Below are 12,478 nucleotides of genomic sequence, written 5' to 3' on the forward strand. Positions count from 1 at the left end.
TGACGTCGTCGGTGTTCACCGGGTGCTCCTGGGGTGCCGTGGCGTGGCCGGGGTCCGTCCCGGCGACCGTGGTCGTCTCGCTCATGCGGCCCTCCTCGGCGCGTCGGGGAGCCGGCCGAGCACGCCGGCCAGGCTGCGGGCGGTCGCGGCCCAGCCCCCGAGGGCGGAGCGGCGGCCCCGGGCGGCGGCCTTGAGGCGGCGGCGCACGTCGGCCTCGTTGAACCAGCCGCGCAGTTCGGCGGCGATGGCGCCGGGGTCCTCCGGCGGGACGAGGATGCCGGGCACGCCGCCGTCGGGGGCGCGGCCGACGGCTTCGGGCAGTCCGCCGACGTCGGTCGCGAGGACCGGGATGCCCCGGGCGAGCGCTTCGGTGACGGCCATGCCGTAGGTCTCGGCGTACGAGGTGAGGACCATCAGGTCGGCGGCGGCGTAGCTGGCGTCGAGGTCGGCGCCGGAGCGCGGTCCGGTGAGGCGCAGCCGGTCGGTGAGGCCGTGGCCCTCGATCTGGGCGCGCAGCCCGGCGACGTACTCGGGGTCGTGGCCGAGGCCGCCGACCAGCGAGCAGGTCCAGGGCAGGTCGCGTACGGCGGCGAGCGCCTCGACCAGGCGGTGCTGGCCCTTGCGCGGGGTGACGGCGGCGACGCACACCAGGTGGGAGACGCCGTCGGTGCCGGGCGCGAGGGGGGCGATGTCGGCGCCGGGGGCGGCCAGGTGGACGCGGTCGGGGGCGAGGCCGTGGTGGGAGACCAGTCGGCGTACGGCCCAGTCGCTGGTGGCGATGGTCGCGGGCACCGCGCGCAGCACGGCGCGCTCGCGGGCGTCGAGGTCGGCGGCGAGGGCCGGGTCCAGGCCGGTCTCGTCGCCGAGCGGGAGGTGCACGAGGACGGCGAGGCGCAGCCGTTCGGCCTCGGGCACGACGATCTCGGGCACCCCGCAGGCGACCAGGCCGTCCAGGAGGACCACGGTGTCGTCGGGCAGTTCCCGCAGGGTGCGGGCGAGTCCCTCGCGGGCGGCGGCGTCCGGGTCGGGCCAGGCGCCGGGCGCGGCGTGCCGGGCGACCTGCCAGCCGAAGCCGGGCAGGTCGAGGCAGACACGGCGGTCGTAGGCGTTGCCGCCGCTGGGGGCGGCGAGGTCGTCGACGCCGCCCGGCATGACGAAGTGCACGGTGCGCAGGGACATGGGGATGATCCCGACGTTCTTGGGGGCGGTGGGCTGCGGGGGGACGTAGGCGAGGGAGCCGGCCTTCGCGCGGTCGGCGGTCTTCGCTCGGTCGGCGGCGGCCTTCACTCGGTCGGGGGTGACCTTCGCGCGGTCGACGGTCAGATCGCTCACAGGTCACGCTCGTAACTCGCCCAGGCGATGTGCGACTCGTGCAGGGTCACCGAGAGGTTCGCCAGGCCCCGCGCGCCTTCGCCGAGGGCGCCCTTGTGGATGCGCTCGGCGAGGCGGTCGGCGATGACCTTGGCGAGGAACTCGGTGGAGGTGTTGACCCCCGCGAACTCGGGCTCGTCGTCGAGGTTGCGGTAGTTCAGCTCGCCGACCACGGTGCCCAGTTCCTTGGTGGCCAGGCCGATGTCGACGACGATGTTGTCGTCGTCCAGCTGCTCGCGCCGGAAGGTGGCGTCCACGAGGAACGTGGCGCCGTGCAGGCGCTGCGCGGGTCCGAAGACCTCGCCGCGGAAGCTGTGGGCGATCATCAGGTGATCGCGGACGGTGATGCTGAACAACGGACGACCCTCCAGGTGCGGCGCGTCTGGTGCCCCCCGCGGTTCCCGCCGGGGGTTGACGACTAGTACGGCTGCCCGCTTGCTCGCGTTCAGCCCTCTCTCACTCTTTTCTCAGGTCAGGCGGTCGCCGACGCTGATTCCTTTTCACATGCCGGACGGGCGTGGCGCTCGTTCTCCCGCTCAAACGGCCGCGTCGTACCTGATGCGGTGACACAGCGCGGACAGCTCTCCGGAGGCCAGGCGGGGCATGAGGTCGGGCAGTTCCTCGAAGTCACTCTCCCCGGTGACGAGCGCGTCCAGCGCGGGGTCCGCCAGGAGGTCGAGGGCGAGGGCCATCCGTTCGGCGTAACCCCGGCCGGGGCGGGCGGCCGGGGAGACGGTGCCGACCTGGCTGGCGCGCACGGTGAGGCGGCGCGAGTGGAAGGCCTCGCCCAGCGGCAGGGTGACGCGCCGGTCGCCGTACCAGCTCAGCTCGATCACCGTGCCCTCGGGGGCGAGGAGTTCCAGGGCGCGGGTGAGGCCCTGTTCGGTGGCGCTGGCGTGGACGACGAGGTCGCAGCCGTCCAGGGCCTCGTCGGGCGTGGCGAAGTCGACGCCGAGTGCCTCGGCGGTCCTGGCGCGGGCCGGGTCGGCGTCCACGAGCTGGAGCCGTATGCCGGGGAAGCGGGCGAGCAGCGCGGCGACCGAGCTGCCGACCATGCCGCCGCCGACCACCGCGATCCGGTCGCCGACTAGGGGCGCGGCGTCCCACAGGGCGTTGACGGCGGTCTCCACGGTCCCGGCGAGCACGGCGCGCGCGGCGGGCACCCGCTCGGGCACGACGGTGACGGCGCTCACCGGAACGACGTAACGCGTCTGGTGCGGATACAGGCAGAAGACGGTACGGCCGATCAGCTCGGCGGGGCCCTGCTCGACGACGCCGACGTTGAGGTAGCCGTACTTCACCGGGGCCGGGAAGGCGCCCTCCTGGAACGGCGCGCGCATCGCGTCGTGTTGGCTCTCGGGCACGCCGCCCCGGAAGACCAGGGTCTCGGTGCCCCGGCTGACGCCGGAGTAGAGGGAGCGGACCAGCACCTCACCCTCGGCGGGGGCCGCGAGGGTGACGTCGCGCAGCTCGCCCTGACCGGGTGAGCGGAGCCAGAACGCGCGGGCGGAGGGGTTCATCCGCATCCTCCTGAACGATCGGGAAGTGGTTCACGTACCGACAAGGGCACAGGCCGCGCACAGTACGCGGCGATGATCGACTCTGTCACTCGGCCGGAGGATGTGCGGTGGCCCTGAACAACACGTATGACGCGAGGCTCCAGCAGGAGACGGCCGTGGGAGCGGGCGTACAGCTTCTGCTGCTGGCCCTGCTCGGCACGGCCATCGGCATGGGGGTGGCCGGCTGGCTGACGGGGCTCGCCTTCGCGTTCGCCACCTGGGCGGTCCTCTCCCGCGCCCTGCACCGCTCCGCGCTGCGCTCCTTCGGCCCGGCCAACCGGGTGACCCTCGGCCGGGCCACCCTGGTCGGCGGTGTGACGGCCCTGGTCGCCGACTCCTTCGAGAGCACGCCCCCGGTCACCCTCCTGGTCGGCCTGACCGCGGTCGCCCTCCTCCTCGACGGCGTCGACGGCAAGGTCGCCCGCCGCACCGGCACCTCCAGCGCGCTGGGTGCCCGCTTCGACATGGAGGTGGACGCGTTCCTCATCCTGGTCCTGAGCGTGTACGTGTCCACGCGGCTCGGCCCCTGGGTCCTCCTGATCGGCGCCATGCGCTACGCCTTCGTCGCCGCCGCCCGCGTCGCCCCCTGGCTCAACTCCCCCCTCCCCCCGTCCTTCGCCCGCAAGACCGTCGCCGCCCTCCAGGGCATCTGCCTCCTCGTCGCGGGAGCGGGCCTGCTGCCGTACGAGGTGGAGTTCGGTGTGGTCCTGCTGGCGCTGGGGTCGCTGGTGTGGTCGTTCGGGCGGGATGTGGCGTGGCTGTGGCGGAACGCGCGGCGGGTGGTGGTGCCGGCGGAGCCGGAGGAGGAGATCCCGGCCCCGGCCGCGAAGACGCCGGAACTGGTCGCCGGCTGAGACCGGCACGGCCGCACGGTTGACTGCGTGCGGCCGCGCTCGTTACACCTTCTCGGAACCATCCGTGCCGTTTACGGCACCCGCGCCACCCCCACGTAGAACCCGCACTTCTCCTGATCCGGCGCAGGCTCCTCCTGGTACCACTCGGTCGCGAACACCAGCCCCGGGTCGACCAGTTCGAGGCCCTCGAAGAACGGCTCGACCTCGGCGCGGGTGCGCATCCGGAGGGGGATCGCGCCCTTCTTGTACGTGTCCTCGACCCGCTCCTTGAGTTCGGGGTGCTGGTCGGCGGTGCCGTGGGAGAGGACGAGGTAGCTGCCCGAGGGGAGGGCGTCGACCAGGGTGCGGGTGAGGCCGTAGGGGTCCTCGGTGTCGGGCAGGAAGTGCATGAGGGCGATCAGGGACAGGGCTGTCGGGCGGGTGAAGTCCAGCCGTCGGCGCGCGTGTTCGAGGATCTCCTCGGGGCGGCGGACATCGGCGTGGATGTAGTCGGTGGCACCCTCGGGCGTGCTGATCAGCAGCGCCTCCGCGTGCCGCAGCACGATCGGGTCGTTGTCGACGTAGACGACCTGGGCGCCCGGCGTGATCGCCTGCGCTATCTGGTGCAGGTTGGGCTCGGTGGGGATACCGGTGCCGATGTCGAGGAACTGGTCGATGCCCTTGCGGGCCAGCCACGCGGACGCGCGGTGCATGAACTCCCGGTTGCGGGCCGCGCTGCGCCGCGACTGCTCGGGCAGCGTCTCACCGACCCGCTGGTCCACGGGGTAGTTGTCCTTCCCGCCCAGCAGCCAGTCGTAGACGCGCGCGGGGTGGGGTTTGCTGGTGTCGATACGAGGGGCGGGTACGCCGGCGGTCACGGGACACTCCTCCATACGTGAGAACACGAGTAACCGAGCATCCGGCCGGGCGTGGACACCGTCGACGGACGGCACTCACGCAGCAGGTCGGCGGCGCCAGCGTAGTCGCAGCCGCCGACGGACGGTCGGGCGAGGCCGCGCTTCTTCGCGAGCGGGCCCGAGTGTTGCTGACGTTCCGTTAAAACCCCAGCTCAGAGCCGTTGTCAGTGGCTCCCCTTAGATTCGTTTCACGTTCCGCCGCTCTGGCGTGAGCGTCCCTTTTCGCGTGCATGGGAGTGGTGTGTTGTCCGTCTGGGAGAGGTCGAGCGCGGCGCGGGTGGTGCCGTCGGCGCGGCCGCGGAAGCTGGCCAAGGTGCCGTTCGTCGAGCTGGCCGACGGGCGGCTGCAGGGAGTGGTGTCCAGTGGGTCGGACATCGAGCGGGTGTACGTCTCGTCGGTCGCGGCGGGGACCTTCGCGTTCGCGTGCAGCACCAACAACAACCGCCCCTGCGGCGGGGCGCGCGGCATGTTCTGCAACCACATACGGGCGCTGATCGGCGAGGCCGTGCTGCAGTACGGCGGCGAGCGGGTGGCCCGGTATCTGAAGGCCGAGGCCGACGGCAGCGACGCGGGGGTGCTCGCCGCCGCCATGACGGGCACGCGCCCGGCGCAGGACGGGAGTTCGGCCGCGGCCCAGGTCTTCAGCCGCTTCCTGCGTCACCTCGCCTATCTCGAACTGTCCGCCACCACCGCGCCGTTGCCGGAGATGCAGTGGTTCCCGACCACGAAGGCGGTGGCCTGATGCGCGTCGACCTGCTCACCGATCCCGTCGAGGGGCTGGAGGAAGCCCTCGCCGCCGCGGACGGTTTCGACCAGGCCCTCGTCGGCGGGCTGCTGCGCCCGCGGCCCGGCCAGGCCGAGGGGCTGACCGGGCTCGCCGCCGCGGTGGCCGGTTCGCCGCTGGCCGCGCGGGTCGCGGAGGCGGCGGAGAAGGCGGCCGCCGGGGCCGCGGGCGAGGACCATTTCCTTGCCCTCGCCGCCGCCCGCACCGCCCTGCTCGGCTCGGCGCACGACGCGCTGACCGAGCGCGTGCGGGAGGCCGTCGGGCGCGCGAGCGGTGACGACGAACGCGGCCCGGCGGGCGCCGGGCAGCCCGTCAACCTCCTGCTCGCCGCCCGCAGTTGGCTGTGCGACCTGGCGCGAGCCGGATGGCAGGGCATCGACCACGAGCTCGTCGGCGGAGCCGCCCCCGTGGTCTCCGCGATGCTGCCCGACCCGGCGCTGCGCCGACTCGCCGCACTGCTCGACGGTTTCGCCGCCGAACTCGCCGCCTCCTGCCCCGGCGCCACCCTGGAGCGGGTGCCGGAGCGGCGCTGGGCCGACCTGTGGTCGCGGGCGCTGCTGCTGACCGTGCCGGGCGCGCTCGGCACCCCGGCGGTGACCGAGGTGACCGGTCGGCTGCTGCCGCTCGGCGTCGACGTGCAGGAGCACGCCACCGCCGTACAGGCACAGGTGCACGCGGTGTTCGAGCCCGCCGACGGCAGTGCCGCCCGGCTGGTGCGGGCCTCGGTGTCCGCGCCGAAGCCCGACTCGGTCGTCGGCGCCGGTCTGTGGCAGCTGCTGCGCCCGCACATGTCGCTGCTCGCGGCCCTGGGCGAGGGCCGGGCGATGGACCTCGACGCCATGCCGGTCACCGGCGAGGGCGACCTGCTGTGGGACGACGCGCGGGCCCGTGCCGGGGAGCCCGCCGAGCCGTTCACCACCGCCCGGGTGGCCCTGCCCGCCGCCTCCGCCTTCCCGACCGCTCCGCTCGACCGGCATCCGGCGCGGATCGCGGTGCCGGTCCTGCTGGAGGGGTACGCGGTGGACGAGACCGAGGGCCTCGCCTTCGACGTCGCCGGGTGCCGGCTGCGGGTCGACGCCGACCGCGTACCGGCTGCCGGGCCGCTCACCCCGGAGGCCGTCGCCGCGTCGTCCGCCTGTCTGGGGCTGCTGCGCTGGGACGCCGGGGAGTTCCTGCTCCAGCCGCTCGCGGTGGAGCGGACCGTGCGGAAGAAGGCGGTCGCGGTGCACGCGGGTGCGTGGGCCGGGGGTACGGCCGACAAGGCCGGGGTGCGGGCGGAGAAGGCGGCCACGGACGCCGTGACCGTGCTGCGCGAGCGGGCGGGAAGGCTGCTGCGGAAATGACCCAGGAGACCGCCCGGGACCTCACTCCCGGCACCGCCCAGGACATCACTCCCGGCACCGCCCAGGACATCACCCCCGGCACCGCCCGGGACATCACCCCCGGCACCGGCCAGGGCGCCCCCGTCGGCAGCGGCCCCGCCGCCCCCGACCCCCAGGAGAACCGCCGCCAGGTCCTCTACTGGCGCCTGCTCGCCCGCCTCTTCGACCCCGAGGAGCAACCCGGTCTCGAGTCCGCGTCCCTCGCCGTGGTCGAGGACATCGGCCTGCCGCCCGCGCTGCTCGACCCGGACGCCTCCGTGGACTCCGTCGTCCAGCGCCACCCGGAGCTGGCCGCCGAGCTCGACGGGCTGATGACGCCCGAGCCGGACCCGGACGGCACCCGCGACCGGTCCGCCGAGGTACGGCGCGCCGCGCTCGCCTCCAAGCTGCTGCTGAACGTGTTCGCCTCCCGCCCCGGCGAGGTCACCGCCGGACAGCTGGCCCGCTGGCAGGCCGACGCCGACTGGCTGGAGCGGGCGTTCGGCTGCGAGCCGGGCGAGCTGCGCGGCGGCAAGGCCGGGAGCAGGAGCGGGGGCCGTGCGGCAGGAAACTCCGGCACCGGATACGGCTCTCCCACCCCCGACCTCAGCCGCCTCATCCCTGAGATCGGTCCGGAACTCGGCGCCATCGAGGCCGGCCTCGTCCAGCGGATGCGCCTGCGCGAGGTGCTGGCCGACCCGCAACTGGCGGCCCGGCTGACGCCGAGTATGTCGCTGGTCGAGCAGTTGCTGCGCGACAAGGACAACCTCTCCGGGGTGGCCCTGGCGAACGCGAAGTCGCTGATCAAGCGGTACGTCGACGAGGTCGCGCAGGTGCTGCGCACCCAGGTCGAGAAGGCCACGGTCGGTGAACTCGACCGCTCCGTGCCGCCCAAGCGGGTGTTCCGCAACCTCGATCTGGACCGCACCATCTGGAAGAACCTCACCAACTGGAGCCCGGAGGAGGAGCGGCTCTACGTCGACCGTCTCTACTACCGGCACACCAGCCGCAAGACGATGCCCCAGCGGCTGATCGTCGTGGTGGACCAGTCGGGTTCCATGGTCGACTCGATGGTCAACTGCACCATTCTGGCGTCCATCTTCGCCGGGCTGCCGAAGGTCGACGTCCATCTGATCGCCTACGACACGCAGGCGCTGGACCTCACCCCCTGGGCGCACGACCCGTTCGAGACGCTGCTGCGCACCAAGCTCGGCGGCGGCACGGACGGCACGGTGGCCATGGCGCTCGCCCAGCCGAAGATCGCGGAGCCGCGCAACACGGTTGTGGTCTGGATATCCGACTTCTACGAGTGGCGCTGCCAGGAGCTGTACGACAGCTTCGCCGCCGTGCACCGCTCGGGCGCGAAGTTCATCCCCGTCGGCTCGGTGACCAGCTCCGGGCGCGGCAGCGTCAACCCGTGGTTCCGGGAGCGGTTCAAGGACCTGGGCACACCGGTGATCTCCGGCCACATCAAGAAGCTCGTGCACGAACTCAAGACGTTCCTGACCTGATCAGCGGGCCTGTGTGGCGACTCACGCCCTTCCCCTGCGATCCCCCTGTACCGAAAGGCACTTCACCCATGTCCGACCTGCTGCGCGCCCCCGCCGAGATCAAGTACGCCGAGGAGCTCGACTGGCTCGAGTCCATCGACGACAACCCCAAGCCGTTCTCGTGGCGGCTGTCGCCCAAGATGGTCCGGTTGTTCATCCTCGGCTCCGAGCGGGCCGACGGGCTCGACCGGGAGATCTCGCAGAAGTGGTTCGGCGACCGCAGTTTCGTGGAGCGGTCCATCGTCACCCTCGCCTCCGACCGGGGTCTGCTGCTGATCGGCGACCCGGGCACCGGCAAGAGCTGGCTGGCGGAGCTCCTGTCCGCCGCGATCTCCCGCAACTCCACGCTGGTGGTGCAGGGCACGGCCGGCACCACCGAGGACCACATCAAGTACTCCTGGAACGTGTCCATGGTGATCGCCAAGGGCCAGTCCCGGGAGTCGATGATCCCGTCCCCGATCATGACGGCGATGGAGGGCGGCGCGATCGGCCGCTTCGAGGAGCTGACCCGTTCCACCAGCGATGTGCAGGACGCGCTGATCTCGATCCTGTCGGAGAAGTACATATCGGTGCCCGAGCTGGAGAGCGACAACATCGTGTTCGCCAAGCCCGGCTTCTCGATCATCGCCACGGCCAACAGCCGCGACCGGGGCGTCAACGACCTGTCGTCCGCGCTGAAGCGCCGCTTCAACTTCGTGCGGATTCCGGTGGTGACCAACAAGAAGAGCGAGGCGGAGATCGTCCGCTTCCGCACCGAGGAGCTGCTGCGGCGGCACTCGATCGACCTGGACGTGCCGCCGACCCTGCTCGACGTGCTGCTCCAGAGCTTCGCCGACCTGCGCGCGTCCGCCGCCTCGGCCGGCAGCGACGACGAGAAGCTGGAGTCGGCGCTCTCGACGGCCGAGCAGATCGGTGTGCTGGAGGACGCCGTGCTGCACAGCAACTTCTTCGGGGAGCACACGCTCACCGCCCGTACGCTCGCCTCGTCGCTGATCGGCTCCCTCACCCGGCGCGAGCCGGAGGACCTGGCCATCCTCAACAAGTATCTGCACGGCGTGGTCGAGCCGCGCAGCAAGGAGGAGGGCGGCTCCTGGCCGGAGTTCCTCGAGGGCGGCCGCGACGCGATCGCCACCCTGTCGTGAGCGGGGCCCAGGCCGCCACGAGCGGCACCCCGGAAGGCGCGTTCGGCGCGCTGCGCGGACAACTCCAGCGTGCGGCCACCGAGTTCGCGAGCGGGCCCGACGCCCTGGAGGGCATCCTCCTCGGCATGGTGGACGACGTGGACCGTGCGGTCCGCGAACCGCTGGAGATCTTCCCGGTCTGCCACCACTCCCCCGCCTCCGCGCTCGCCATGGCCCGCAGGCTGCGCGAGAAGCAGCCCAAGGTGGTGTACCTGGAGCTGTGCGAGGACATGGCCCCGCTGCTGAGCGAGCTGCGCAACTGCCGTCTGCCGGTGGCGGTGCAGGCGTTCGCGGGCAAGGTCGACGGCTTCCCCGCCGAGTGGGCGCCGCTGTCGGTGGTCGCGCCGATCACCGAGGCGTCCGCCGAGTACCAGGCCATCGCGTACGCCCTGGACACTCCGGGGGTGGAGCTGGTCCTGGTGGACCGGTCGGCCGACCATGTGTACCAGTGGGACACGAGCCGTACGGCGCCGGAGTCCGCCACGGACGACGAGGCGCCCGAGGAGGCTCAACTCCACGGCGAGGCCGTCGGCGTGGAGATCGGCGACCTGCGCCCGCGCTTCGCCGAACTGGAGGAGCATCTGCTGCGGCACGGCCGGGTGCGGCACTGGTCGGAGTGGTGGCACCAGTACGTCGAGGTCCCGCTCGCGGGCAGCGACCACGACACCTACCGCCAGGCCATGTTCCTCATCGGCAGCCTCTTCCGGCGGCTCGCCCCCGGTGACGAGGGCCGGGTGCGGGTGGACGAGGACCGCGAGCGGTACATGTGGACCCGGATGCGCGAGCACCTGGCGGCGTCGGGGGCCGACCCGGCGGACTGCCTGTACGTGTGCGGGGCGTTCCACGCGGCCAGCCGGGTGGACGAGTTCGGCGTCGAGGGCACCGACACGTTCGCCATCTCCCCGCGTACGGCGACGACTTGGCAGTACGGACTGATCCCGTCCAGCCACGCGGCCATCGAGGCGCAGTTCGGCCTCGCCGCGGGCTCGGTGTCGATCGCCGCGACGGAGTGGGCCAAGGGCCTGAAGCGCTCGCGGATACGGCCGTACCGGCTGGCGGGGCAGAAGGGCGCCCCGAAGAAGGCGGCGGCCCCGACGAAGGCCCTCATTCCCTCGCCGGGCTCCACCCCGGACCGCCTCACCGGCTTCCTCCAACAGGCGCCCGTGCTGGACACGTTGGACGAGGCGGAGCTGCTCGGCTGGTCCGTGGACATCGTCCGCGCGGCCCGGCGCAACGGCTATCTGGCCTCCACCGCCGACGCCATCGCAGTCTTCGAGACCTCCATCCTGCTGGCCGGGATGCGCGACCGTGCGAAGCCGACGCCGTACGACTTCCAGGACGCGGCGGTCACCTGCATCGAGAAGGACGCCGTACCCGGCCGACGGGACGTACGGCACCTGGTCGAGATCATGCTGGGCGGCGACCGGATCGGCCAGGTCGGCTACGACGCCCTGCCGCCGCTGGCCCGGGACGTGCACGACCGGCTGGCACCACTGGGGCTGAAGCTCCAACAGCGCGGCGTACAGCGAGCGTTGCTCGACATCGTGTCGCATCCCGAACTGGCGGCCTGCTCGGACGTGCTGTGGGTGCTGCGCCGCCTGCTGCCGCACGGCGCGGCCCGCCCGATCATGGGTGAGCGCAAGCTCGGCGAGCGTTCCCTCCAGGAGTCCTGGGACCTCGCGATCGGCACCCACCAACGGGCCCTGATCGAGCTGGGTTACGAGGGCGTCAGCCTGGAGCAGGTCCTGGAGCAGCGGCTGCGGCGCGAGGCGTACGGTCCGCAGGCGACGGCCGCGACCGTCCTGGCGGCGGTCGAGGACGCGACGCTGTATCTGGGTGGCGGGCGTCTCGCCGACGAACTCGGCACCCACGCGCTGAAGGTGCTGGCCACCGAGCGCAGGGTGGACGGGGCGCCGGAGGTGCTGCGCCGGGTGCGGAGACTGCTGGCGTACTACCGCACCCACGCGCCGGTGCTGCCGCCCTGGATCGAGTCCTTCGCGAAGGCGGGGTACGCGCACTACTGCACGCTGCTGCCGACGGCGTTCCGCGACGAGGAGGCGACGGTCGGGCAGGTCGCGGCGATGCTCGGGTTCCTGTTCAGCATGGAGAGCCTGGCGCTGTCGCTGGGCTGCGACCGGGCCCAGCTGGAACTGGCGGTGGCCCAGTCGCACCCCGAGGACCCGGCGAAGACGGCGCTGCTGTGGGCGGCGCAGGTGCAGCTCGGCACGCTGTCTCGCGCCGAACTGCGCGCGCGGTGCGTCGAGTTGCTGGACAACCCGCTGGTGGTGCCCGCCTATCCGCGCTACCTGAGCGGCTTCGTGCACGCCCTGGAGCCGGTGCCCGGGCTCGCGGACGTGGTGGTGGAGGCGGTCTCCAACGCCTTCGGCCGGCTGCCGGACACGGTGCTGCTGCCGTGGCTGCCGCTGCTGATCACCACGCTCCGCGCCCAGGCGGGCGAGCTGGCGCCGCTGCTGATCCGGGAGGCCGCCCGTATCTTCCCGGCCCGGCTGGCGGCGCTGGACACGTGGACGCCGCCGTGGCTGGCGGAGGCGCAGGTCGCGGTACGCCCGGAACCGCGGGCCCCGCGTGGCGTGGCCCTGCTCCCCGCGCACCCCGCGACCTGCGACGCGCTCGCGGAGCTGCTGGGTTGCACGGACGGCTGGACGGACGGCTGGACGGCCACCGATGCCCCGGTCGCGCGGGGCACCGCGCTGCTGGCCGCGCATCCGGCGACCTGCGACGCCGTGGCGGAGCTGCTGGGCTGCGACGGCGACTGGGCCGAGCCGGGCGGTACGGCTTCCACGGCCGCTTCGGCCACTTCGGCCTCGGCGCTTGCCGACCGCCACCCGGCCACGGCGGCGGCCTGGGAGTCCCTGCTCGCGCACACCTGAGGGGCGGCGCTCACGTACACCTGACGGCCCC

10 protein-coding genes are annotated in these 12,478 nt (G+C 72.8%); 6 read left to right on the plus strand and 4 right to left on the minus strand.

Annotated elements, in window-relative coordinates:
* Nucleotides 1–81: 81 nt before the first annotated feature.
* The 3 genes from AB0E91_RS02070 to AB0E91_RS02080 form a co-directional block, all read right to left on the minus strand.
* Complete coding sequence (locus AB0E91_RS02070; protein WP_361775115.1) at nucleotides 82–1,287, minus strand: glycosyltransferase family 4 protein; 1,206 nt, start codon at nucleotides 1,285–1,287, stop codon at nucleotides 82–84.
* 41 nt (nucleotides 1,288–1,328) lie between these two features.
* A complete protein-coding gene (locus tag AB0E91_RS02075; RefSeq protein ID WP_361773720.1) occupies nucleotides 1,329–1,727 on the minus strand; it encodes a 6-carboxytetrahydropterin synthase in 399 nt (132 codons plus the stop codon).
* Between the two features lie 180 nt (nucleotides 1,728–1,907).
* On the minus strand, nucleotides 1,908–2,891 hold the full coding sequence (locus AB0E91_RS02080; RefSeq protein ID WP_361773722.1) for a dehydrogenase: 984 nt from the start codon (nucleotides 2,889–2,891) through the stop codon (nucleotides 1,908–1,910).
* Between the two features lie 107 nt (nucleotides 2,892–2,998).
* Between AB0E91_RS02080 and AB0E91_RS02085 the strand changes: the two genes are divergently transcribed.
* Complete coding sequence (locus tag AB0E91_RS02085) at nucleotides 2,999–3,784, plus strand: CDP-alcohol phosphatidyltransferase family protein (RefSeq protein ID WP_361773725.1); 786 nt, start codon at nucleotides 2,999–3,001, stop codon at nucleotides 3,782–3,784.
* A 71-nt stretch (nucleotides 3,785–3,855) separates the two neighbouring features.
* Here AB0E91_RS02085 and AB0E91_RS02090 read toward each other — a convergent pair whose 3' ends face one another.
* Nucleotides 3,856–4,641 (minus strand): SAM-dependent methyltransferase, encoded by a 786-nt coding sequence (locus AB0E91_RS02090; protein ID WP_361773728.1) that lies wholly within the window; start codon nucleotides 4,639–4,641, stop codon nucleotides 3,856–3,858.
* A 283-nt stretch (nucleotides 4,642–4,924) separates the two neighbouring features.
* Between AB0E91_RS02090 and AB0E91_RS02095 the strand changes: the two genes are divergently transcribed.
* The 5 genes from AB0E91_RS02095 to AB0E91_RS02115 all read left to right on the plus strand — a co-directional run bounded on the left by AB0E91_RS02095 (nucleotide 4,925) and on the right by AB0E91_RS02115 (nucleotide 12,447).
* The gene (locus AB0E91_RS02095; protein WP_361773731.1) at nucleotides 4,925–5,422 is read left to right on the plus strand and encodes a hypothetical protein; all 498 of its coding nucleotides are present in this window, start codon (nucleotides 4,925–4,927) and stop codon (nucleotides 5,420–5,422) included.
* Complete coding sequence (locus AB0E91_RS02100) at nucleotides 5,422–6,807, plus strand: hypothetical protein (RefSeq protein ID WP_361773734.1); 1,386 nt, start codon at nucleotides 5,422–5,424, stop codon at nucleotides 6,805–6,807. Before AB0E91_RS02095 ends, AB0E91_RS02100 begins: the two co-directional genes overlap by 1 nt.
* A complete protein-coding gene (locus tag AB0E91_RS02105; protein ID WP_361773737.1) occupies nucleotides 6,804–8,336 on the plus strand; it encodes a VWA domain-containing protein in 1,533 nt (510 codons plus the stop codon). The genes AB0E91_RS02100 and AB0E91_RS02105 overlap by 4 nt, the downstream gene beginning before the upstream one ends.
* 68 nt (nucleotides 8,337–8,404) lie before the next feature.
* Nucleotides 8,405–9,517, plus strand: coding sequence for an AAA family ATPase (locus AB0E91_RS02110; protein WP_361773740.1), 1,113 nt, complete (start codon nucleotides 8,405–8,407; stop codon nucleotides 9,515–9,517).
* Complete coding sequence (locus AB0E91_RS02115) at nucleotides 9,514–12,447, plus strand: hypothetical protein (RefSeq protein WP_361773743.1); 2,934 nt, start codon at nucleotides 9,514–9,516, stop codon at nucleotides 12,445–12,447. The genes AB0E91_RS02110 and AB0E91_RS02115 overlap by 4 nt, the downstream gene beginning before the upstream one ends.
* Nucleotides 12,448–12,478: the final 31 nt, after the last annotated feature.

The organism is Streptomyces sp. NPDC026659 (genome assembly GCF_040638245.1).
GTDB lineage: Bacteria > Actinomycetota > Actinomycetes > Streptomycetales > Streptomycetaceae > Streptomyces.